This window comes from Pseudomonas sp. HD6515 (genome assembly GCF_024971855.1).
GTDB lineage: Bacteria > Pseudomonadota > Gammaproteobacteria > Pseudomonadales > Pseudomonadaceae > Aquipseudomonas > Aquipseudomonas alloputida.
Genome location: NZ_CP079827.1, coordinates 6,182,546 through 6,205,800, shown reverse-complemented (window position 1 = coordinate 6,205,800; position 23,255 = coordinate 6,182,546). Strand labels below are relative to the sequence as shown.

At 62.2% G+C, this 23,255-nt stretch carries 22 protein-coding genes; 12 read left to right on the top strand and 10 right to left on the bottom strand.

Annotation, left to right across the window (positions count from 1 at the left end):
• The first annotated feature begins 152 nt into the window (after positions 1–152).
• From KW568_RS28465 to KW568_RS28435, 7 genes are all read left to right on the top strand, one after another.
• Positions 153–1,151, top strand: coding sequence for a phosphate ABC transporter substrate-binding protein PstS (locus KW568_RS28465; protein WP_003253320.1), 999 nt, complete (start codon positions 153–155; stop codon positions 1,149–1,151).
• 138 nt (positions 1,152–1,289) lie between these two features.
• Positions 1,290–3,578 carry an ABC transporter permease subunit gene (locus KW568_RS28460; RefSeq protein WP_003253322.1) on the top strand — a complete coding sequence of 763 codons (2,289 nt, stop codon included), beginning with the start codon at positions 1,290–1,292 and terminating at the stop codon, positions 3,576–3,578.
• A gap of 71 nt (positions 3,579–3,649) precedes the next feature.
• On the top strand, positions 3,650–5,266 hold the full coding sequence (gene pstA / locus KW568_RS28455; protein WP_173881456.1) for a phosphate ABC transporter permease PstA: 1,617 nt from the start codon (positions 3,650–3,652) through the stop codon (positions 5,264–5,266).
• 72 nt (positions 5,267–5,338) lie between these two features.
• On the top strand, positions 5,339–6,172 hold the full coding sequence (pstB, locus tag KW568_RS28450) for a phosphate ABC transporter ATP-binding protein PstB (RefSeq protein WP_003253327.1): 834 nt from the start codon (positions 5,339–5,341) through the stop codon (positions 6,170–6,172).
• Positions 6,173–6,273: 101 nt separating this feature from the next.
• A complete protein-coding gene (gene phoU / locus KW568_RS28445; RefSeq protein WP_003253329.1) occupies positions 6,274–7,044 on the top strand; it encodes a phosphate signaling complex protein PhoU in 771 nt (256 codons plus the stop codon).
• A gap of 163 nt (positions 7,045–7,207) precedes the next feature.
• Entirely contained in the window at positions 7,208–8,092 is an 885-nt protein-coding gene (locus tag KW568_RS28440) for a response regulator (protein ID WP_004575203.1), read from the top strand.
• 146 nt (positions 8,093–8,238) lie between these two features.
• Entirely contained in the window at positions 8,239–9,135 is an 897-nt protein-coding gene (locus KW568_RS28435) for a peptidoglycan DD-metalloendopeptidase family protein (protein WP_003253334.1), read from the top strand.
• Positions 9,136–9,147: 12 nt separating this feature from the next.
• Here KW568_RS28435 and KW568_RS28430 read toward each other — a convergent pair whose 3' ends face one another.
• The 3 genes from KW568_RS28430 to phoB all read right to left on the bottom strand — a co-directional run bounded on the left by KW568_RS28430 (position 9,148) and on the right by phoB (position 12,707).
• Positions 9,148–10,488 carry a hemolysin family protein gene (locus KW568_RS28430; protein WP_003253336.1) on the bottom strand — a complete coding sequence of 447 codons (1,341 nt, stop codon included), beginning with the start codon at positions 10,486–10,488 and terminating at the stop codon, positions 9,148–9,150.
• 173 nt (positions 10,489–10,661) lie between these two features.
• A complete protein-coding gene (gene phoR, locus KW568_RS28425) occupies positions 10,662–11,969 on the bottom strand; it encodes a phosphate regulon sensor histidine kinase PhoR (RefSeq protein WP_004575204.1) in 1,308 nt (435 codons plus the stop codon).
• Positions 11,970–12,017: 48 nt separating this feature from the next.
• Complete coding sequence (gene phoB / locus KW568_RS28420) at positions 12,018–12,707, bottom strand: phosphate regulon transcriptional regulator PhoB (protein ID WP_004575205.1); 690 nt, start codon at positions 12,705–12,707, stop codon at positions 12,018–12,020.
• A gap of 173 nt (positions 12,708–12,880) precedes the next feature.
• On the opposite strand from phoB, the gene KW568_RS28415 reads away from it, so the two are divergent.
• Positions 12,881–13,252, top strand: a complete 372-nt coding sequence (locus KW568_RS28415; RefSeq protein ID WP_003253343.1) for a hypothetical protein — start codon at positions 12,881–12,883, stop codon at positions 13,250–13,252.
• A 120-nt stretch (positions 13,253–13,372) separates the two neighbouring features.
• Here KW568_RS28415 and ubiA read toward each other — a convergent pair whose 3' ends face one another.
• The gene (ubiA, locus tag KW568_RS28410) at positions 13,373–14,263 is read right to left on the bottom strand and encodes a 4-hydroxybenzoate octaprenyltransferase (protein WP_004575206.1); all 891 of its coding nucleotides are present in this window, start codon (positions 14,261–14,263) and stop codon (positions 13,373–13,375) included.
• Complete coding sequence (locus KW568_RS28405) at positions 14,263–14,820, bottom strand: chorismate lyase (RefSeq protein WP_004575207.1); 558 nt, start codon at positions 14,818–14,820, stop codon at positions 14,263–14,265. The genes ubiA and KW568_RS28405 overlap by 1 nt, the downstream gene beginning before the upstream one ends.
• A gap of 225 nt (positions 14,821–15,045) precedes the next feature.
• Here KW568_RS28405 and KW568_RS28400 point away from each other — a divergent pair, with 225 nt between their 5' ends.
• The 4 genes from KW568_RS28400 (at position 15,046) to KW568_RS28385 (ending at position 17,388) form a co-directional block, all read left to right on the top strand.
• The gene (locus KW568_RS28400; protein ID WP_003253349.1) at positions 15,046–15,213 is read left to right on the top strand and encodes a rubredoxin; all 168 of its coding nucleotides are present in this window, start codon (positions 15,046–15,048) and stop codon (positions 15,211–15,213) included.
• 16 nt (positions 15,214–15,229) lie between these two features.
• A complete protein-coding gene (locus KW568_RS28395) occupies positions 15,230–16,378 on the top strand; it encodes an NAD(P)/FAD-dependent oxidoreductase (RefSeq protein ID WP_259537329.1) in 1,149 nt (382 codons plus the stop codon).
• A gap of 187 nt (positions 16,379–16,565) precedes the next feature.
• Positions 16,566–16,865, top strand: coding sequence for an HU family DNA-binding protein (locus KW568_RS28390; RefSeq protein ID WP_003253355.1), 300 nt, complete (start codon positions 16,566–16,568; stop codon positions 16,863–16,865).
• Between the two features lie 148 nt (positions 16,866–17,013).
• Entirely contained in the window at positions 17,014–17,388 is a 375-nt protein-coding gene (locus KW568_RS28385; protein WP_003253357.1) for a hypothetical protein, read from the top strand.
• 125 nt (positions 17,389–17,513) lie between these two features.
• On the opposite strand, the gene KW568_RS28380 is transcribed toward KW568_RS28385, so the two are convergent.
• The 5 genes from KW568_RS28380 to exbD all read right to left on the bottom strand — a co-directional run bounded on the left by KW568_RS28380 (position 17,514) and on the right by exbD (position 23,255).
• Positions 17,514–18,917, bottom strand: coding sequence for an aminoacyl-tRNA deacylase and HDOD domain-containing protein (locus KW568_RS28380; RefSeq protein WP_004575209.1), 1,404 nt, complete (start codon positions 18,915–18,917; stop codon positions 17,514–17,516).
• 78 nt (positions 18,918–18,995) lie between these two features.
• Positions 18,996–21,074: an ATP-dependent DNA helicase RecG gene (gene recG, locus KW568_RS28375; RefSeq protein ID WP_014861179.1), complete on the bottom strand. Its 2,079-nt coding sequence runs from the start codon at positions 21,072–21,074 to the stop codon at positions 18,996–18,998.
• A 3-nt stretch (positions 21,075–21,077) separates the two neighbouring features.
• On the bottom strand, positions 21,078–22,004 hold the full coding sequence (locus KW568_RS28370; protein ID WP_003253362.1) for a hydrogen peroxide-inducible genes activator: 927 nt from the start codon (positions 22,002–22,004) through the stop codon (positions 21,078–21,080).
• Between the two features lie 94 nt (positions 22,005–22,098).
• The gene (locus KW568_RS28365) at positions 22,099–22,830 is read right to left on the bottom strand and encodes an energy transducer TonB (protein WP_003253366.1); all 732 of its coding nucleotides are present in this window, start codon (positions 22,828–22,830) and stop codon (positions 22,099–22,101) included.
• A complete protein-coding gene (gene exbD, locus KW568_RS28360) occupies positions 22,827–23,255 on the bottom strand; it encodes a TonB system transport protein ExbD (RefSeq protein ID WP_003253367.1) in 429 nt (142 codons plus the stop codon). Before exbD ends, KW568_RS28365 begins: the two co-directional genes overlap by 4 nt.

Below are 23,255 nucleotides of genomic sequence, written 5' to 3'. Positions count from 1 at the left end.
TAGGAGCGGCTTTAGCCGCGAAGAGGCCACACCTGCTTTCAGTGATGGCCTTTCATCCAATTGTCATAATGAAGTCATATCGTGTTCATGCGGCCTGCCGATACTTGGGCCCGTTCCATCCAACACCCCAATATTCCTGCTAGGAGCAAGGCATGAAACTGAAGCGTTTGATGGCGGCCCTTACCTTTGCCGCCGCTGGCGTTGCAACCGCCAACGCGGTAGCCGCTGTCGATCCTGCGATCCCGACCTACACCAAGACCACGGGTGTTTCGGGCAACCTCTCCAGCGTTGGTTCCGACACCCTCGCGAACCTCATGACTCTGTGGGCCGAGGCCTACAAGAAGGAATATCCGAACGTAAACATCCAGATCCAGGCTGCCGGCTCCTCTACCGCGCCACCCGCGCTGACCGAAGGCACCGCCAACCTCGGCCCGATGAGCCGCAAGATGAAGGACGTCGAGCTGCAAGCCTTCGAGCAGAAGTACGGCTACAAGCCGACCGCGATCCCAGTCGCCGTCGACGCTCTGGCAGTGTTCGTGCACAAGGACAACCCAATCAAGGGCCTGACCATGGCTCAGGTTGACGCCATCTTCTCTTCCACTCGCCTGTGCGGTGGCAAGGCCGAGATCAAGACCTGGGGCGACGTCGGTGTGACCGGCGACCTGGCCAACAAGCCAATCCAGCTGTTCGGCCGCAACTCGGTATCGGGCACCTACGGCTACTTCAAGGAAGAAGCCCTGTGCAAAGGCGACTTCAAGCCTAACGTCAACGAACAGCCTGGCTCGGCTTCGGTCGTGCAGTCGATCAGCTCCTCGCTGAACGGCATCGGCTACTCGGGCATCGGTTACAAGACCGCCAGCGTGAAGACCGTAGCCCTGGCCAAGAAAGACGGCGGTGAGTTTATTGAAGACAATGAAGCCAACGCCCTGAACGGCACCTACCCGCTGTCGCGCTTCCTGTACGTCTACGTCAACAAGGCGCCGAACAAGCCTCTGGCCCCGCTGGAAGCCGAGTTCGTCAAGCTGGTGCTGTCGCAAGCGGGCCAGCAGGTGGTGGTGAAGGATGGCTACATCCCGCTGCCGGCCAAAATCGTCGACAAGACCCTGGCTGACCTGGGCCTGTCGCACGCCGGTAACGTTGCAAAGAAGTAAGTAATTAAGAGGAGGCCGGTGCCACAGCCCGGCCTCTTCCACGAATTTCCAGTCCGAAGCCAGGTCCCCTGTGCGGCGGGCTTTCGCGCGTCACCACTTTGTAATGTTTTTGTCACACGGGACCGCTAGGGTGTGCGCATGAATGATCTGGCCAATTCCAACATGACCCAAAACTCACAGCCCGTGCGCATTGATTTCAATACGCCCGAGTTGCAACGCAAGCGCCGCATGCGCGCGCTCAAGGACCGCCTGACCCGCTGGTATGTGCTGGTAGGCGGGCTTGCCGTATTGGCGGCAATCACGTTGATCTTCTTCTACCTGGCTTATGTGGTGTTGCCACTGTTCCAGGGCGCCGAGCTGACCAGCAAGAAAGCCCTGGAGCCGACATGGCTGCAGCAGGATGCCGGTAAGCCACTGATGATCGCGCTTGAAGAGCAGAATCAGGTGGGGATGCGTGTTTCGGACAAGGGCCAGGCATTGTTCTTCGATACCAAGACCGGTAACGAACTCAAGCGTGTCGATCTGGCAGTGCCGGCGGACACCCAGGTCACGTCCATCAGTACTGACCAGCCGGGCAGCGCGCTGGTGGTGCTGGGCTTGTCCAATGGTCAGGCTCTGGTGTTCCACCACACCTACAAGATCACCTACCCGGACAACAAGAAAACCATCACCCCTGGCATCGACTATCCGTACGGCGAGCAATCGTTCGTGCTCGACGAGCAGGGGCGTGCGCTGGACCACGTCAGCGTCAACGTCAATGGTGACACCCTGCTGCTGGCCGGCTCTACCGGTGCTCAGCTGCAGGTGGTCGAGCTGACGCGCACGGAAAACATGATGACCGAAGAGGTCACCACCGAGCAGAACCGCATCGAACTGCCGCAAATGACCGAGACGGTGAAGAATATCTTCATCGACCCACGCCAGCACTGGCTGTACGTGATCAACGGCCGCGCCACGGCCGACGTGTTCAGCCTGCGCGACAAGAGCCTCAACGGCCGTTACAAGTTGTCTGATAGCGCCGACACCGAAATTACTGCCACGGCCCAGCTGGTTGGCGGCATTTCGCTGATCATCGGTGACTCCAAGGGCGGGCTGGCCCAGTGGTTCATGGCCCGCGACCCGGATGGCGAATCGCGCTTCAAGCAGATCCGTACCTTCCAGATGGGCAAGGCGCCGATCGTGCAGATCGACGCCGAAGAGCGCCGCAAGGGCTTCATCGCCCTGGACGCCGAAGGCAAACTGGGCGTGTTCCACAGCACTGCACACCGAACCCTGCTGGTAGAGCCGGCTGCCGAAGGCCCTGGCACGCTGGCCCTGTCGCCACGCGCCAACCGCATCATCATCGAAGAAGGCGGCAAATTGTTGCCGTTTAGCCTGCGCAACCCGCACCCGGAAGTTTCGTTCAGCGCGCTGTGGGGCAAGGTGTGGTACGAGAACTACGACGAGCCGAAGTACGTCTGGCAATCGACCGCGTCGAACACTGACTTCGAGCCCAAACTGAGCCTGTCGCCGCTGACCTTCGGAACCCTGAAGGCCGCGTTCTACGCCATGATCCTGGCCGCCCCGCTGGCCATTGCCGCAGCCATCTACACCGCCTACTTCATGGCCCCGCGCATGCGCCGCAAGGTCAAGCCGGTGATCGAGCTGATGGAAGCGATGCCGACGGTGATCCTCGGCTTCTTCGCCGGCCTGTTCCTGGCCCCGTACCTGGAAGGCCACCTGCCCGGTGTGTTCAGCCTGTTCTTGCTGATGCCGATCGGTATCCTGCTGGCCGGCTTCTTCTGGAGCCGGCTGCCGGAGTCGATCCGCCTGCGTGTACCGGATGGTTGGGAAGCGGCGATCCTGATTCCGGTCATCCTGTTCACCGGCTGGTTCGCCCTGACCATGAGCCCGCACCTGGAAAGCTGGTTCTTCGGCGGTGACATGCGCCTGTGGATCACCAACGACTTAGGTATCACCTACGACCAGCGCAACGCCCTGGTAGTCGGTATCGCCATGGGCTTCGCGGTCATCCCGAACATCTACTCGATTGCCGAAGATGCCGTGTTCAGTGTGCCGCGCAGTCTGACCCTGGGCTCGCTGGCACTGGGCGCGACGCCTTGGCAGACCCTGACTCGCGTGGTCATCCTCACCGCCAGCCCGGGCATCTTCTCGGCGTTGATGATCGGCTTGGGCCGTGCGGTCGGCGAGACCATGATCGTGCTGATGGCCACCGGCAACACACCGGTGATGGAGATGAACCTGTTCGAGGGCATGCGCACCCTGGCCGCCAACGTGGCCGTGGAAATGCCGGAGTCGGAAGTCGGTGGCAGCCACTATCGCGTGCTGTTCCTGGCCGCCCTGGTGCTGCTGATGTTCACCTTCATCATGAACACCTTGGCCGAGCTGATTCGCCAGCGTCTGCGCAAGAAATACTCGTCGCTTTGATAGAAAGGTAGCGATCCGTGAAAAAGGATTCCCTCAAAGGCTGGTTCAAGAGCGGCGCCCCAGGCGTCTGGATGAGCGGCGGCGCGGTGGCCATGGCCGTGATCATGACCGTCGGCCTGCTGGCGGTGATCGCCGTGCGCGGCCTGGGCCACTTCTGGCCAGCCGATCTTGTCCAGGCCACCTACAAGGTGCCGGGCCAGGCCGATCACGTTGTCATTGGCGAAGTGGTGCAGAAGGAGGAAGTACCCCGAGCTCGTCTGAAGGGTGCTGGCCTGCCGGTACCGGACCAGGGCCCGGAGTTCATGACCCGGGAGCTGATCAAGGTGGGTAACCGCGACCTCAACGGCAGCGACTTTACCTGGGTGGTCGGCGACTGGCTGGTCGACGAACAGCGTCCGGCTGACCTGATGGCCCTTGAGCGCCGCGAGTGGGGCAACTTCTATGGCTACCTGGTCAGCGTCAAGGAACAGGGCCGTGTGGTTGCCGAAGGCCCCGCTGCCTGGAACGAACTGCAGGCCCGCCTCAAGCGTGCCAACCAGCTCAACAGCGAGCTGCAGCAGCTGGAGAAGAAGGACATTGGTGCCATCAACCATGGCCTTGAGCGCCTGCGCCTGCAAGCGCGCAAGCTGGAGCTGGACGGCAAGCTGGACGCCGCCGCCCAGGCCGACATGGACGCCGACCGTGCCGAACTGAACAGCCGCTACAAGGCTATCGAAGAACGCCTGACCGGCCTGCACCAGGCTTTCTCCCGCGACAGCCTGGTGGCCCGGGATGGCAACGGCCGTGAAGTGGAAATCAACCTGAGCAAGGTGGTGCATGCCGTTCAGCCGAACGGCATGTCGGCGTTTACCAAGCTGGGCACCTACTTCGGCAAGGTCTGGGAGTTCCTCAGCGACGACCCGCGTGAAGCCAACACCGAGGGCGGTATCTTCCCGGCCATCTTCGGTACCGTGATGATGACCCTGATCATGGCCGTGATCGTTACCCCGTTTGGCGTGCTGGCTGCCGTGTACTTGCGTGAATACGCCAGGCAGGGCCCGGTCACCCGGCTTATCCGCATTGCGGTGAACAACCTGGCCGGTGTTCCTGCGATCGTCTACGGTGTGTTCGGTCTGGGCTTCTTCGTCTATGTGCTGGGCGGCTCGATCGACCGCCTGTTCTTCCCCGAAGCGTTGCCGGCGCCGACCCTGGGTACCCCGGGCCTGCTGTGGGCATCGCTGACCCTGGCATTGCTGGCGGTACCGGTGGTGATCGTGGCCACCGAAGAAGGCCTGGCGCGAATTCCGCGCACCGTGCGTGAGGGCTCGCTGGCGTTGGGCGCAACCAAGGCCGAGACCCTGTGGAAAATCGTCCTGCCCATGGCCAGCCCGGCCATGATGACTGGCATGATCCTCGCCGTGGCCCGTGCCGCCGGCGAAGTGGCGCCGTTGATGCTGGTGGGTGTGGTGAAGCTGGCGCCGTCGCTGCCGGTGGATGGTAACTACCCGTACCTGCACCTGGACCAGAAAATCATGCACCTGGGCTTCCACATCTATGACGTCGGCTTCCAGAGCCCGAACGTCGAAGCTGCGCGGCCGCTGGTTTATGCCACTGCGCTGCTGCTGGTGCTGGTGATCGCGACCCTCAACCTCTCTGCCGTGTGGATTCGCAACCACCTGCGCGAGAAGTACAAGGCGCTGGACGGCTGACCCTGATTGCAAGCGTGCCGCCCGTAAGCCGGGCGGCCCTTTGAAACGACTTGATAGCGTATGGAGTTGACCATGCAGCAAGATTCCCACACCCATGGCATCGACATGTCTGCCCTGGGCCGCAACAAGCAAAGCCTGCGAATGGCTGAAGAAACCGTGGCCATCGAAGTGCCGGGCCTGAGCCTGTTCTATGGCGACAAGCAAGCGCTGTTCGACGTGCAGATGAACATCCCGAAGCAGCGTGTGACCGCCTTCATCGGCCCATCCGGCTGCGGCAAGTCGACCCTGCTGCGCACTTTCAACCGGATGAACGACCTGGTTGACGGTTGCCGTGTGGAAGGTGCCATCAACCTGTACGGCAACAACATCTACCGCAAGGGCGAAGACGTTGCCGAACTGCGCCGGCGTGTGGGCATGGTGTTCCAGAAGCCGAACCCGTTCCCCAAGACCATCTACGAGAACGTGGTCTACGGCCTGCGCATCCAGGGCATCAACAAGAAGCGCGTGCTTGATGAGGCCGTCGAGTGGGCGTTGAAGGGTGCGGCCTTGTGGGACGAGGTCAAGGACCGTCTGCACGAGTCGGCGCTGGGCCTGTCCGGTGGCCAGCAGCAGCGTCTGGTCATCGCCCGCACCATTGCCGTGGAGCCGGAGGTGCTGCTGCTTGACGAACCGTGCTCGGCGCTGGACCCGATCTCGACCTTGAAGGTCGAAGAACTGATCTATGAATTGAAATCCAAGTACACCATCGTCATCGTGACCCACAACATGCAGCAAGCGGCGCGTGTTTCGGATTACACCGCGTTCATGTACATGGGCAAACTGGTCGAATTCGGGGATACCGATACCCTGTTCACCAACCCGGCGAAGAAGCAGACCGAAGACTACATCACCGGTCGCTACGGCTAAGCGCCGCTCGCGAAACAGGCACCTCGGTGTCTGGCACCGGCGTTGCCGGTGTTCGCGGGTGAACCCGCTCCTACAGGGCCGCGCTACCAAAGGACAAAACGATGATCAACAAAGAAAGCCTTACCCATCACATTTCCCAGCAGTTCAACGCCGAGCTGGAAGAGGTGCGCAGCCACCTGCTGGCCATGGGCGGGCTGGTGGAAAAGCAGGTCAACGACGCGGTTACCGCGCTGATCGAAGCCGACTCTGGTCTGGCCCAGCAGGTGCGCGAGGTTGACGAGCAGATCAACCAGATGGAGCGCAACATCGACGAGGAGTGCTTGCGCATCCTCGCCCGCCGTCAGCCAGCGGCCTCGGACCTGCGCCTGATCATCAGCATTTCCAAGTCGGTGATCGACCTGGAACGCATCGGTGACGAGTCGACCAAGATCGCCCGCCGCGCCATCCAGCTGTGCGAAGAGGGCGAGTCGCCGCGTGGTTATGTCGAGGTGCGCCACATTGGCGACCAGGTGCGCAACATGGTCCGGGATGCGCTGGACGCCTTTGCCCGCTTCGACGCCGACCTGGCGCTGTCGGTGGCCCAGTACGACAAGACCATCGACCGCGAATACAAGACCGCGCTGCGTGAGCTGGTGACCTACATGATGGAAGACCCGCGCTCTATCTCGCGGGTGCTGAGCGTGATCTGGGTGCTGCGCTCGCTGGAGCGTATTGGCGACCATGCGCGCAACATCTCCGAACTGGTGATCTACCTGGTGCGCGGTACCGACGTGCGCCACATGGGCCTCAAGCGCATGACGGCAGAAGTGCAGGGCACTGCTGTCGCCAACGGCGAAAAGGCTAATGTTCCGGGTGAATCTGACGATAAGTAAGGTTGCTCCCGAGCATCGACGCCCGGCCTTGGCCGGGCGTTTTCGTTTGCGGTCGAGAGCCGGCAGGCACCCGCGAACGATGTGAAGAAGTCCCGGCGTGACCAGGTTGTAGCAAATGGCCATTATTTGGCAGTAGGCTAGTCGGGATTCATAAGGAGTATCGATGAGTAAAGTGAATGTGCTGGTCGTGGATGACGCCCCGTTTATCCGTGATCTGGTCCGCAAGTGTCTGCGCAACGCCTTCCCGGGTATGGCCATCGACGACGCGGTCAACGGCCGCAAGGCCATGGCCATGCTCGGCAAGGAAGCGTTCGATCTGGTCCTCTGCGACTGGGAAATGCCGGAAATGTCAGGCCTGGAACTGCTGACCTGGTGCCGTCAGCAGCCTGCACTGAAGAACCTGCAGTTCATCATGGTGACCAGCCGTGGCGACAAGGAAAACGTCATTCAGGCGATCCAGGCGGGCGTTTCCGATTTTGTAGGCAAGCCGTTCACCAACGAGCAACTGCTGACCAAGGTAAAAAAAGCCCTGACCAAGATCGGTAAGCTCGACAGCCTGATGGCCACCGGCCCGGCGCGAGCCAACCCGGCGTTTGCCAACGATTCGTTGAACGCGCTGACTGCGGGCAAGCCCGAAGCGGTCAAGGTTGCGGCGCCGGTACCGGCCAAGCCTTTGGTCGCCGCACCCGCACCTGCTGCCCTCGCGCCGAGCGGCCGTGGCCAGGGCCAGCTGCGCCTGGCCAGTGGCATGCAGCCATGCGTGATCAAGGCGTTGAGCCTGAAAGAGGCACTGCTGGTGGTACGCCGCAGCGAAGTGCTGCCACAGGTGCTGGAAGGTGCGGTGCTGGACCTGGAGCAGGGCGAAAGTGCCGAAGTTGCTCGCCTGAACGGCTACCTGCATGCGGTGGCGGCGCTGGAGCCAAAACCTGACAGCGACTGGTTGCAGTTGACGTTCAAGTTTGTCGACCAGGATGCCCAGAAGCTCGACTACCTGTCTCGGTTGATTGCCCGCGGCACTGCGCAGAAGCACTTCACCCCCGGTGCCTGACCCCGGCCCCGCGTCATGCTTTGGGCAGGAGCAGCACACGGGTGCTCCTGCCCAAGCCCGAGTTGCCCCATCCGACCAACTGCAATACCTACCGTAAAACCCGCTGCTAGGCTTCGACAGATCATAACTGTCAAAAAGCCACTATCATGCCCGCGCGCCTGCTGCTGTTCTGTGCATTGCTCATGGCCTCGGCGTCGAGCCAGGGCGTGACGCTCTACAAGATCACTGACGATTCCGGTGTCGTCTCCTATTCCGACCGCCCTGGCCCCGGCGCCAAGCCCTTGGTGTTGCTCGAACCCATGGTCGAAACGCTCGAAGGCCAGGTACTGCTGAACGCGAAAACCTTCGACGGTGGCGTGAGCTTTTCGGCACGAAACGAGCTGCATGTGCCGGTAGAGGTAGAGTTGCGGCTGGACAACCTGGTCAACGCACAAGGCGGTGATGCCCCGCGTATCGTGCGCCGGCTGCTGCCGCCGCGCACCACGCAGATGCTCAGTGTGCTCAGGGGGCGGCCCGGGCTGCTGCTGAACTACCGTTCGACCCTGCTGCAGGCCATGGGTGATCCGGGCAAACGGCCGCTAGGCTTCCGCTATGCGTTCCCGTGGATTGGCGGGCCGTTCCGCGTCACTCAGGGCCCCAATGGCCGTGTCAGTCATTTTGGGCCCCGAGGGCGCTACGCCATGGATATCGCCATGCCCGAAGGCACACCCATCATCGCGGCGCGGGAAGGGGTGGTGGTGAAGACGCAGAACAGCCAGAGCGGGCGCGGCCCCAACCCCTCGGGTAACTTTGTCAGGATTTTGCACCCGGACGGCACCATGGGCGTCTACCTTCACCTGATGCGTGGTTCGGTGATGGTGGCGGAGGGGCAACGGGTACGGCAGGGCCAGATGCTGGCCAAGTCGGGCAATACCGGTAACAGCACTGGGCCGCACCTGCATTTTGTGGTGCAGCGCAATGTGGGGTTGGCGCTGGAGTCGATACCTTACCGCTTCGACAGGCCGATCAGCGGGATGCCGGATTTCACTGCCGGCAACCCCTGACCGATTGGGCCATCAATCCAGCTTCAGCACCTTGGCCAGTACGATCTTGGGCCCTTTCATCTTCTTGATGATGATGCGCAGCCCTTCGACTTCCAGCACTTCCTCTTCTTCCGGCACGCGCTTGAGCGTCTCGTAGATCAACCCGGCCAGGGTTTCGGCCTCGATGTGGTCAAGGTCGATACCCAGCAGGCGTTCGACCTTGAACAGTGGGGTGTCGCCGCGCACCAGCAACTTGCCCGGCTGGTAGGCGAGAATGCCACGCTCGGTCTTGCGGTGCTCGTCCTGGATGTCGCCCACCAGCACTTCCAGCACGTCTTCCATGGTCAGGTAGCCGATCACCTTGCCATCGGCTTCCTCTACCAGCACGAAGTGCGCGCCGCCCTTACGGAACTGCTCCAGCAACTGGGCCAGCGGCATGTGCCGCGACACGCGTTCGAGTGGCCGGGCAAGGTCCTCCAGGTCGATGGTCTCTGGCAAGTGCTCCAGCTCAGCCAGCTCCAGCAGCAGGTCCTTGATGTGCAGCAGGCCGGTGAATTCTTCGCGCTCGGCGTCGTACACCGGGTAGCGGCTGAACTTGTGGCGGCGCACCAGGGCCAGGATCTGCTTCAGAGGCGCATGGGCGTCGATGCTGATCATGTCCTCACGCGAGTTGGCCCAGTCGACCACTTCCAGCTCGCCCATTTCCACGGCCGAGGCCAGCACGCGCATGCCTTGGTCGCTTGGGTCCTGGCCACGGCTGGAGTGCAGGATCAGCTTAAGTTCTTCGCGGCTGTAGTGGTGCTCGTGGTGCGGGCCAGGCTCGCCCTGGCCGGCAATACGCAGGATGGTATTGGCGCTGGCATTGAGCAGGTAGATGGCCGGGTACATCGCCCAGTAGAACAGGTAAAGCGGCACGGCGGTCCACAGCGACAGCAGCTCTGGCTTACGGATAGCCCAGGACTTGGGGGCCAGCTCGCCGACCACGATGTGCAGGTACGAGATGACGAAGAAGGCGACGAAGAACGAGATCGCCTTGACCAGCTCGGCGCTGTCCACGCCGAAATAGGCCAGCAATGGTTCCAGCAGGTGGGCGAAGGCGGGCTCACCCACCCAGCCCAGGCCCAGCGAGGCGAGGGTGATGCCCAATTGGCAGGCCGACAGGTAGGCGTCGAGCTGGTTGTGAACCTTGCGCAGGATGTTGCCACGCCAGCCGTGCTTTTCGGCGATGGCCTCTACGCGTGTAGCGCGCAGCTTGACCATGGCGAACTCCGCAGCAACGAAGAAGCCGTTGAGCAGCACCAGCAGGAAGGCAAAGATGATCATGCCGAAGTCGGCGAATAACGAGGTGAGGCTAATACCAGAGGAAGGGTCCATGATGGAGTTTTTACGGGGTCCGTCTTTGAGATAGAGAGAAAAAAAGTGCCAGCTTTTGCTGGCACAGGGGATCCAATGTAGCGGCTGGGGCCGTAAAAGCAAAGGGCAGCGGACTCATTGCAGTCCCTGTGGGAGCAGGCATGCCCGCCAAGGCCCGCGCAGCAGCCTCAATCTCAAGCCTTTTCGTTGGCCAATTGTGCTGGCGCAAAGTGACAGGTAAAGGTGCTGCCATGCCCCGGTACACTGCTGATTTCCAGCTTGCCCCGGTGGCGCATCAGCACATGCTTGACGATTGCGAGCCCCAGCCCGGTACCGCCGGTATTCGATGCACGGCTGGAGTCTACGCGGTAGAAGCGCTCGGTCAGGCGTGGCAAATGCTTGGCATCGATGCCCACCCCCGAGTCCTGCACCGACAGGTGTGCGCCCTGGGCATCGGCCCACCAGCGGATGCGGATGCTGCCTTCGTCCTGGGTGTACTTGACTGCATTGAACACCAGATTGGAAAAGGCACTGCGCAATTCCGACTCGCTGCCCTTCAGCTTGACGCCAGGCGCAGCTTCCAGGCTGATGCGCTGGTTGCGCGGCCCGGACAGGGCCTGGGCGTCGTTCTTGATGGCGGCGAGCAGGGCATCGACCGCCACCGGCTGGTTGTCCGATGGGTAATCGGTGGCTTCCAGTTTGGCCAGTAGCAACAAATCGTTGAGCAGGGTTTGCATGCGCGAGCCTTGCTGGCTCATTTGCTGCAAGGCGCGGCTCCACCGCGGGTTCACGTCCTCGACGTTGTCCAGCAGGGTTTCCAGGTAGCCGGTGATTACCGTCAGCGGCGTGCGCAGCTCGTGAGACACGTTGGCGACGAAGTCCTTGCGCATCTGTTCCAGCTGGTGAATACGGGTGACATCGCGCACCAGCATCAGGTGTTCATTGTTGCCGTAGCGGGTGATGTGCAACTGCACACGCATGCGGTCATTGATCGGCGAAGGGATTTCCAGCGGTTCGAGGTAGTTTTCTGCCTCGAAGTACTCTTTGAAGAGCGGGTGGCGCACCAGATTGGTCACTTGCTGGCCGCCGTCCTGTGGGGTCTTGAAGCCCAGGAGGGTCTCGGCGGCGCGGTTCCACCATTCCAGGTTGCCGTCGCTGTCGAGCATGATCACCGCGTCACGCAGCGCAGCGGTGGACTCCTGCACCCGGTCGATCACTGCCTGCAGGCGGCCCCGTACGCGCTGGTCGCGGCGTTGCAGGTGGTAGATGCTATCGAATACCTCGCCCCACAGGCCGTAGCCATCGGGCGGTGCTTCGTCGGGTTGGTGATTGCGCAGCCAGTCGTGCAAGCGCAGCAGTTGCTTGAGGGTCCAGCCCAGATAGAGCGCCAGGCCAATGGCCAGGCTCCAGCCGTAGTAGCCGCTGATCAGCCCGCCGATCAGGCAGACGGTAATCAGCAACAGCAGATGGCGAATCAGGGTTGCGTGCCAGTTCTGGTTCAATTGACGGTCCTTGTACAACGACGTGCAGCTTGGCGCTCGGGAACTCGATCAGCTCTTGGTCGAGAAACGGTAGCCAGTGCCCCGGACGGTTTGTACCAGATTCTCGTAAGCTTCACCCAGTGCCTTGCGCAGGCGACGGATGTGCACGTCGACGGTACGTTCCTCGACGTAGACGTTGCCGCCCCACACCTGGTCCAGCAGTTGGCCGCGAGTATAGGCGCGCTCCTGGTGGGTCATGAAAAACTGCAGCAGGCGGTATTCGGTAGGGCCCATCTCGGCCGGCTTGCCGTTGATGGTCACACGGTGGCTGATCGGGTCGAGCAGCAGGCCGCCGACCTCGATCGGCGCCTCGCTGTCGCTCGGACCCGTGCGGCGCAGCACGGCTTTCAGTCGCGCTACCAGTTCACGCGGCGAGAACGGCTTGGTGATGTAGTCGTCGGCGCCCACTTCCAGGCCCTGGATCTTGTTGTCTTCTTCACCCTTGGCCGTGAGCATGATGATCGGAATATCACCGGTCAGCTCGTCGCGCTTCAGGCGGCGGGCCAGCTCGATGCCGGAGGTGCCCGGCAGCATCCAGTCGAGCAGGATCAGGTCCGGTTTGCGGTCGACGATGATCGCGTGGGCCTGTTGGGAGTTTTCCGCTTCCAGGCAGTCATAGCCGGCCATTTCCAGGGCAACGGCGATCATCTCGCGAATGGGTGCTTCGTCGTCGACGATCAGAATGTTCCTGCCTACCATGCTCAAAACCTCTCCTGGATTCGGTGTCTTGGCCCGCATTAGATAACGGAATTATTGCAGCTGTGTGACAGGGTGTTGGCCGTTCTGGCGACATTCCATGACTGAACTAGGCTACAGAGGGCCGCTTTAATGGCAACCCGAACCCATTTCCCCCCGAAACAATGGTGAATCCAATGACACGACATACGCTGAGCTGGATGGCCCTTTTCACTGCGTTGGCGCTCCCGGGGGTGGCGTTGGCCCACCATGCCATGGAGAAGGATGGCAAGTGGGTCGATGATGCCGGCATGACCCTGTACACCTTTGACAAGGATGCGGGTGGCAAGTCGATGTGCAATGGCGAGTGCGCCAAGAACTGGCCACCGTTGATGGTCAAGAAAGAAGACGAAGCACCGAAGGATAAATGGACCCATGTAGAGCGTGACGACGGTTCGATGCAGTGGGCTTACGACGGCAAGCCGCTGTATACCTTCATCAAGGACAAGAAGGCCGGTGACATGACCGGTGACGGCATGAAAGACGTCTGGCACGTTGCCAAGCCTTGAGACAGCCGGGGCCGCTGTGCGGCCCATCGCGACACAAGGCCGCTCCTACATGGTTCGACGTACGCCGATCAATGCGTGGGGCCTTGTGTCGCGATGGGCTGCGCAGCAGCCCCAAACTACTCAGCGCAACGCGTAATCCAGTACCACCCCGATAAACACCAGCATCCCCGCCCAGTGGTTGTGCAGAAACGCCTTGAAGCACGATTCCCGGTCCAGCTTGCGCGTTGACCAGTATTCCCAGGCAAAGCACGCCGCGGCACCCAGCAACCCAAGGTGGAACCAGCCACCCAGGTCGAAGCGGCTACCGGCCAGCAACAGGCAGCCCAGCGACAGCAACTGCAGGGTCAGGATGATGCTGCGATCAGCGTCGCCGAACAGGATCGCAGTGGATTTCACACCAATTTTCAGGTCGTCATCGCGGTCGACCATGGCGTAATAGGTGTCATAACCCACCGTCCACAGCAGGTTGGCGATATACAGCAGCCAGGCGCCGGCCGGCAACTCACCGCCAGCGGCTGTAAAAGCCATGGGAATGCCCCACGAATACGCCGCCCCCAGCACCACCTGCGGGTAGTAGGTGTAGCGTTTCATGAACGGGTAGCAGAACGCCAAGGCCACCGCCCCGAACGACAGCCAGACGGTGCGGCTGTTGGTGCACAGCACCAGCAGGAAACTCACCCCGACCAGAATCGCGAACAGTGTCAGCGCCTCGCGTGGCCGCACCCGGCCACTGGCCAGGGGGCGGTCGGCGGTCCGCTTGACGTGGCCGTCAACCTTGCGGTCGGCAAAGTCGTTGATGCAGCAGCCGGCCGCGCGCATCAGCACCACACCAAGGCCGAAGATGAGCACATTGGCCAGGGTGGGTGACCCATTGCCGGCAATCCACACTGCCGACAGGGTCGGCCACAACAGCAGGTAGATGCCTATCGGCCGGTCCATACGGCTGAGCTGGACGAAGTCCCAGGCCCGTGGGTGCAGGCGGTTGAGCGACTTGAGCAGTTGCAGGTACATCAGCGGTTTTCCTCCTTGGCCGCTTGCCACAATGCCGGCAGAAACACTTCTGCCACCAGCAGGTCCAGACCGTTGCGCTCGAAGCGCGAGCGGCGGCCCCAAAGCGCCGCATGTGCAGCTTCGGACGGCAGCCATGCCTGTGGGTAAGTACACACTTCGAGCGGATGACGGATGAACGCCTGGTCGCAGAACAGCAGCTCGCCCAGCGAGCGGCTGCCCAAGGATTCCAGGTCCAGGCCACCACGTTCCAGTGCGCTACGGCTGGCCACGCTGCGGGCGAACACCCAAGGTTGGCCATGGCCGCGCAGGTACACTTCGCGCACCCAGCCTTCGGCGCCAGCAGCGATGCCCAGCGCTTGGCATTCGTCATCGCGCAGCAGCTGCCAGCCCTCGAACAGCGGGGTGACGGAAAAATGATCGATGGACAGACGGGTCAGGCGGCGGGTCAGCGAGCCCTCGTCGAACAGCCAGTCAAGGGTAGGCTGGTCGATGTCGGTCGCCAGCTGTGAATACGGCAGCCACGCGACAGCGGCTGCTTGCGGGGATTCGTACGACACGTCGGTATGCTTTGTTACAGCCAGAGAGGCGGCGAGCTTAGCATGATTGCCCCAACTGCTTGCATACTGCCGACAGGGCCGCTACAAAGCCCCCACGCATTGCGCGCTGGCCCCATTCGCGGGCAAGCCCGCCCGGCCTGCGCGGTCACTGTAGGCGCGGGCTTGCTCGCCAAGAGGCCATCAGCCGCAACACAAGCCCCAGCCTGAACCGAGGAAATAGACCTGATGAAAAAGTGGCAATGTATTGTCTGTGGCCTGATCTACGACGAAGCCGAAGGCTGGCCCGACGACGGCATCGCCCCCGGCACCCGTTGGGAGGATGTGCCTGAGGATTGGCTGTGCCCCGACTGTGGCGTCGGCAAAAGCGACTTTGAAATGATCTCCATCGGTTAATCGAGGAAAGCACGACATGACGTCCCCTGTGGTAATCATCGGTACCGGCCTTGCGGGCTACAACCTGGCCCGTGAATTTCGCAAGCTCGATACGCAGACGCCGCTGTTGCTGATCACCGCCGACGATGGTCCTTCGTACTCCAAGCCGATGCTGTCCATGGGCTTTGCCAAGCAGAAGGACGCCGACGGCCTGTGCATGGCTGAGGCGGGTGCCATGGCCGAGCAATTGAACGCCGAGGTCCGCACCCATACCCGCATCAGCGGCATCGACCCGGGCCACAAGCGGCTGTGGATCGGCGAAGAAGCCGTGGAATACCGCGATCTGGTGCTGGCCTGGGGGGCGCAGACCGTGCAAGTGCCGATCGAGGGTGATGGCGGCCATCTGGTATTCCCGATCAACGATCTGGAGGACTACGCGCGCTTCCGTGCTGCCGCCGCGGGCAAGCAGCGTGTCCTGATCCTCGGCGCCGGCCTGATCGGCTGCGAATTCGCAAACGACATGAGCCTGGGTGGTTTCAAGGTCGACGTTGTGGCGCCGTGTGAACAGGTCATGCCGACCCTGCTGCACCCGGCCGCTGCGGCGGCTGTACAGGGTGGGCTGGAGGGGCTGGGAGTACGCTTTCACTTGGGGCCGGTGCTGACCCGCCTGCAGCAGGTGACCCAAGGCCTGGAGGCGCACCTGTCGGATGGCAGCGTGATTGCCTGCGACCTGGTGGTTTCGGCCATCGGCCTGCGCCCACGTACCGACCTGGCTGCCGCAGCTGGGCTGCAGACCAATCGAGGTGTAAGCGTAGACCGCGAGCTACGTACATCACACGCCAACATCTTCGCCCTTGGCGACTGTGCCGAAGTCGATGGCATCAACCTGCTGTACGTGATGCCGCTGATGAGCTGTGCCCGGGCGCTGGCGCAAACCCTGGCCGGCAAGCCGACGGCAGTTTCCTACGGGCCGATGCCTATCACCGTTAAAACCCCGGCCTGTCCGCTGGTCGTCTCGCCAGCGCCACAGGGTTGCGAAGGCACCTGGCAGGTAGAGGGGCAGGGCAGTGACCTCAAGGTGCTCTGCCTTGATGCCGACGGCAAGTTGCTGGGCTACGCCCTGACCGGAGCGGCGGTGATGGAGAAGCTGGCGCTGAATCGTCTGTTACCAGCGGTTATGGCGTAAATAGCGGCTGTTCTGTCGGATTTATCCTGTTGTTGCCTGCACAATGGCCGCCCAGATACTGGCGCGGCCCCTGAGCTCGTGCCATTCTCACTCCCGTCTGCCGCAGATTAGAGCCTGCGGTGCCTTGAGCGCTGCTCCCAGAGGCAGCACGGCATAACAACAAGAATTCCGTCAAAGAGGCTTCACTATGCGCAAACCAGAACTCGCCGCCGTCATCGCCGATAAGGCTGATCTGACCAAGGAAAAGGCCAATCAGGTTTTGAACGCGATTCTCGACAGCATTACCGGTGCCCTGGACAAGGACACCGTGACCTTGGTCGGTTTCGGCACCTTCGAAAAACGTCATCGCGGCGCGCGTACCGGCAAGAACCCGCAAACTGGGGAACCGGTCAAGATCAAGGCCAGCAATACCGTGGCCTTCAAGCCTGGCAAGAACCTGCGCGACAGCGTTAACGCCCCCGCCAAACCAGCCAAGAAAGGCAAGTGATCGCTCCCTGACAACCCCAGTGTCGGCCAAGCGGGCGCCCCAAGGCGCCCGTTGTGCTTTCTGCAGGCAAAATGTTTCGAACTTGCATAAATAGTTCTGGAAAAGGATAAACTGCGCGCCTTAGTCACTTTTCATTCGAGGCGCGTTGATGAAGTTCCGCTTTCTTCTCTGGGCCATGGGGCTGTTGATGGCCAGGGCCAGCCGTAATAACCCCGCATTCCAGCAGCAGCTCAAGGGCAAGGACTTGGTGTTCCAGATGCAGACCCTGGACGGCAAGGTCGCCCGACACTTCATCGTCCACAACGAACGCATCAGCAGCAAGGGCGGCGCGCACCCACAGCCGGCGTTCGCCATTGCCTTCAGGGACGCCGCTTATGGCTTCGCCACCATGCAGGCGGGTAACAAGCAGCTGGCGTTCATGCAGGGGATTCAGGAAAAGCACATCCAGATCAAGGGCAATCCGGCGCTGGTGATGTGGTTCCAGGGGTTGATGAAATACCTGAAACCGAAGAAGAAAGGCTGAAACCCGACGGGGATGATGACGCTTTACCTGTGGGAGCGGGCGTGCCCGCGAAACAAGCGACGCCGTGCATGGCACCGGTTTCGCCGGTGTTCGCGGGCATGCCCGCACAGGCTATGTGTTAATGCTTAATGCGGTGCATGGAACTGCGAAGCCAGCTCACGCAACAGGTTCTCGGCTTCGAGCACCTTGTTCACCACATCCTCAGCCTTGTCCCGGGTAATGCTCAGGCGTTCCAACAGCTCGTCAGGAATCTCTTCCTGCGGCCCTGAGCCTATACCTCGCGAGCGCAGCAGGCGGGTGGCCAGGCACACCAAGTTGGGGAACGCGAAATATTCGCCGTCGTAGGCTGGATCGTGCTGAAAGCGCAAGGCAGTCGACAGCTCTTCTGGCATGTCCCACAGCTTCATCAGCCAGGCACCGATCTGTTCGCGGCTGATGCCCAGCAAGTGTTGTTCCACATAGGTGTGGTTCAAATGCGGGTTGACCTCAAGGTGGCGGCAAATCAGCGAAAAATGCGGTGGGAACACGTGCGCCAGCAGCAGGTAGCCAAAGTTGTGCAGTAGCCCGGCCAGGTAAGTCAGCCCGGCCTCGGGGCGTTCTGCGCGCGGCATGGCGCGGGTCAGGCCTTCGATGATCGCGGCGGTGTAGATCGATTGTTGCCAGTAGGGCGTGGCCTGCTGCGGGTGGTCTTTGGGCAGGCTCAAGGTCTTGCCCAGCGCCAGGCCCAAGGCCAGGTTGATCACCAGGTCGAAACCCAGCACACGCACGATGGCGTCTTCTACCGAGCGGATCTTGCCCGGTGATCCATAGTAGGGCGATGCAGCCCAGCTCACCACCTGTGCCGCCAGCGCCGGGTCGGTTTCGACTACGCCGGTGATGTCGTCGATGCTGGCGTTGGGATCTACCCGCAGCTTGATGATCTTCTGCGCGGTGTCGGCGAGCGGTGGAATTTCGATGGTTTCTTCCAGGCGTTTCTGAATGCGTCGGGCAGTGAAGGCCTGGACCGCATCGGTGATTTCCCGGGTGTCGTCATCGGGGCGGTCGAGATTGGGGCTGATCGCTTCGACTTGCTGGCCAAAGCTGCTGGCGCTGGCCTTGGCCAGCATGCGCTTGAAGTGTGCGCGTTCGATTTCCAGCAACAGGCCGGCTTCGCCTGACTGGATAAAGACAGTTTCGCCGTCGAGCAGGCTCTTTTCGTACTGACATGGCGAGCTGGTCAGCGCCGGGATGCCCGGCAGGGCCTTGAGGTGGTGCTTGTCGAGCATCTGCTTCAGGCGCGGCACCGACACCGCGGTCAGCTTGCGCCCGGTCAGCTCGGCCAGGCGGTTGAGGTCCAGCAGGTGGCTCTGCGGGAACAGCACCATGAGGGCGCCGACCTCGTCGTCGAGAAGGACAGCCTGCACCCGCGAAGCCGCAGGCAGGTGCGAGTGTTCGACCACCTGGCGGTAGGGCACGCCGAGCTTGTCGAGCAGCAGCCTGATGACGGAGGGGGCGTGTGGGGTTGCGGTGTCCAGGGCAACTTCAGTCATGGTCCGTATCCACTGTTTCTTTTAAACGCGAAGTATAACCAGCCTGCGAGCAAATCTGGATCCATTCTGGGACTGGCGTCACACTTGGCCATATTGTTGGCCGTGGCGCAGCCAGCGGTCCAGCAGCGGGCTGACGTGTTCCGGCCAGCGTGATACCAAGGCCTGGGCCGCGTCGCGCACGGCCGGCAGCAGGTCGGCGTCGCGCATCAGGTCGGCGACCTTGAACTGCAGCAGACCGGTCTGGCGGGTGCCGAGCATCTCACCCGGGCCCCGCAGTTCAAGGTCTTTTTCGGCGATGATGAAGCCGTCGTTGGTCTCGCGCATGATCCCCAAGCGCTCGCGGCCGATCTGCGACAGCGGCGGGTGGTACAGCAGCACGCAATGGCTCACGGCACTGCCTCGGCCTACCCGGCCGCGCAGCTGGTGCAACTGTGCAAGGCCCAGGCGCTCGGGGTTCTCGATGATCATCAGGCTGGCGTTGGGCACGTCCACGCCCACCTCGATGACCGTGGTCGCGACCAGAAGCTGCAGGTTGCCAGCCTTGAACTCGGCCATGATCTCGGCTTTTTCCGCCGGTTTCATGCGCCCGTGGATCAACCCCACCCTCAGCTCGCCTAGCGCGCTGCCAAGCTCCTCGTAGGTGCTTTCGGCGGCCTGGCAGGTGAGTTCTTCGGACTCTTCGATCAGCGTGCATACCCAATAGGCCTGGCGCCCCTCGGCGCAGGCGGCGCGTACCCGCTCGACCACTTCGAAGCGGCGGCTGTCGGCCACCAGCACGGTGTTCACCGGCGTACGGCCTGGCGGCAATTCGTCGAGCACCGAGGTGTCCAGGTCGGCGTAGGCGCTCATGGCCAGCGTGCGCGGAATAGGTGTGGCGGTCATGATCAACTGGTGCGGGCACAGTTCGCCGGCCACGCCCTTCTTGCGCAGGGCCAGGCGCTGCTGCACGCCGAACCGGTGCTGTTCGTCGATGATCGCAAGGGCCAGGTGCTTGAACCTTACCTCTTCCTGGAACAGCGCGTGGGTGCCGACCACCATGGGTGCACCGTTGGCGATCTGCTCCAGGGAAGCAGCCCGGGCCTTGCCCTTGAGTTTGCCGGCTAGCCAGGCGACTTCGATGCCCAGCGGTTCCAGCCAGCGCTTGAAGGTAATGTAGTGCTGCTCGGCGAGGATCTCGGTGGGTGCCATCAATGCCACCTGGTAGCCAGCCTCCAGCGCCTGCAGCGCCGCCAGTGCAGCGACCACGGTCTTGCCGGCACCCACGTCGCCCTGCACCAGGCGCATCATCGGTTCGTGTTGGCTAAGGTCGTAGGCAATTTCGTTGGCTACCCGCTGCTGCGCGCCGGTCGGCTGGAAGCCCAGGTTAGCCAGGTATTGCGCCTGCAGGCGCGTGGCCTTGGGCAGTACCGGCGCACGCAGGCTGCGCAGGCTTTCGCGCAGGCGTTGCTGCGACAGCTGATGGGTCAGCAACTCTTCGAAGGCCAGGCGGTGTTGAGCCCAGTGCTGGCCTTCGGCGAGCTCGTCGAGGTCAGCGTCGGCCGGCGGGTTGTGCAGGTAGCGGATGGCTTCGTCCAAGGGTGCCAGCTGGTAGTCCCGGGCAAGTTCGTCAGGCAGCCAGTCGGGCAGGCTACGCGGGCCAAGCAGCGCAAGGCTCTGCTGGCACAACAGGCGCAGGCGTTGCTGGGTAAGGCCTTCGGTGGACGGGTAGATCGGCGTCAGGGTCTGCTCCACCGGTGGTGGTGGCTCGTTGCCGTTCAGCGCACGGTACTCCGGGTGGTAGATTTCCAAGCCCGAAGCGCCGGGGCGGGCTTCTCCGTAGCAGCGCAGGTGGGTGCCCCGCTTCAGGCCCTCCTTCTGCGCGTTGCTGAAGTGGTAGAAGCGCAATGTCAGCACACCGCTCCCGTCGCCCAGGCGCACCACCAGGCTGCGGCGCTTGCCCATGGTCACATCGGCACCACTGACCACGCCCTCGATAACCGCGTCCTGGCCGGGACGCAGTTGGCCGATTGGCACCACGCGCGTACGGTCCTGGTAGCGCAGGGGCAGGTGGAACAACACGTCCTGCAGGTTTTCCAGGCCGACCTTGGCGAGTTTCTCCGCCATAGCCTCGCCCACGCCTTTCAGTACTGTGACCGGGACCTTCGACAGCTCACTCATGACTCAGGCCGGTTGTTCCGCAGGGTTTTTGGCGACCGAGCACAGGCGGATCGAATCGGCGAGGATCTCGATGGCCTTTGGCCGCGGGAAGCTGGCACGCCAGGCGATGGCGACCGTGCGGAACGGTGCCGGTGCCGTCAGCGGGCGCACTTCGATGACGCCGGGGGCATAGTGATGGCTGTGCACTGCCGACAGCGGCAAGATCGATACGCCAAGGCCGGAAGCCACCATGTGACGGATGGTTTCCAGCGAGCTGGACTCAACCGTGGTGTGCCGTGAGCCTTCACCCCCCTTGTTCAGGGTAGGGCAGGCTTCCAGTACCTGGTCACGGAAGCAGTGGCCCTCACCAAGCAGCAGCAGGCTCTTGTCGTTGAGCATGGCGGTGTCGATGGTCTTCTTCGCCGTCCATGGGTGGTCGGCAGGCATCAGGGCGCAGAACGGTTCGTCGTATAGCGGTAGCGTCAGCACGTCGGCTTCGTTGAACGGCAGGGCGATGATCACCGCGTCCAGTTCACCGTTGCGCAGCTTTTCGCGCAGTACGTGGGTGAAGTTTTCTTCGATGTACAGCGGCATTTGCGGCGCTACGCGGTGCAGCTGCGGGATCAGGTGCGGGAACAGGTAGGGGCCGACGGTGTAGATAGCGCCGACCTTGAGCGGAGCGGTCAGCTGATTTTTGCCGGCCTGGGCCAGCTCGCGAATGCCTTGGGCCTGCTCCAGTACCTTCTGCGCTTGGGCGACGATATTTTCGCCGACCGGGGTCAGACGTACTGCGCTTTTGCTGCGCTCGAAGATCAGAACGCCAAGCTCGTCCTCGAGCTTCTTCACACCGACCGACAGGGTGGGTTGGCTCACGTGACAGCGCTCGGCGGCATGGCCGAAGTGCTGTTCCTGGGCGAGTGTGACGATGTAGCGTAATTCTGTGAGGGTCATAACGTGCGTCCATGAAGTTGCGAGCCCAGCATAGCGGCTGCAATTGATAGACGCACGTTATCAGACTTGCCGAATTGTGACAGAAACAAAAGTCTTAGCGGCGGTCCAGTGAGTAGACGAACGGTGCCACGACTTCAATCGTGCCATTGTTCAGCAACTCGGGTGGCGGCTTGGGTACCGTGCCGGCCCGACGGATCATTTCCAGGGTCGCCCGGTCCAGTGCGGCACTGCCCGAGCCACCGGCCATGGAGTACGACACGACCTTGCCTTCGGCGTCGACCACGAAGCGCAGGCGGTTCATGCCTTGCAGGCCACGACGGCGCGCGTCTTCCGGGTAACGCTTGTACTTGGCAAGGTGGCGCAGCAGGTCGCTCTGCCAGGTTGGCAGGGCGTTGCTGTTGGACGCAATGCTCGGTGCCGGTGCCGCGGACTTCTGCGGTGGCGTGTTGCTGGGCGGTGCGTCCACCGTTTGCTCGGTGGGTGGTGCTTCCTTCGGCGGCTCAGGCTTTTTCTCGGGCTTGGGCGGCTGCGGCTTGGCCTTTGGCTTGGGCGGCTTGGGGATGGCGATCTTGGGTTTGGGCGCTTCTGCCAGCTTCGGCAACGGTGGTTCCTCGACCGGTGCCGGTGGCTGCGGAGCTGCCTTTGGGGGTGGTGGTGGCGCAGGCTCCGGCAACGGTGCCAGTTCGACCATCATCGCTGCCGGGGGCAGTTCGATGGCCTGTGGTACCGACCAGTTGAGCGTCAGCAGCACGGCGACCACGTGCACACCCAGCACGATCGCCAGGCTGCCACCGTAGCGCGCCATGTTAGAGCGCGTTTTCATCATTTCTTGGCTGCCGTCTCGAGACCTACCAGACCGACTTTCAGGTAGCCGGCCGCGCGCATGTTGTTCATCACCTCCATCAGGTCGCCGTAATCCACGCCTTTGTCAGCCTGGAAGAAGATGGTGGTTTCCTTGTCACCCTTGGTCTTGGCGTCGAGCATCGGGCCAAGCTGGTCGGGTGCAGCAACCTGATCGTCGCCGACATACAGCTTCTGGTCGGCCTTGACGCTGACGAACACCGGTTTCTCTGGCCTTGGCGCCGGTTTGGCGGTTGAGGCCGGCAGGTCGACCTTGATGTCGACCGTGGCCAAGGGGGCGGCGACCATGAAGATGATCAGCAGCACCAGCATCACGTCGATGAACGGCGTAACGTTGATTTCGTGGTTTTCGGCGAGGTCGTCGCCACCTTCGTTGAGATGCAGGCCCAT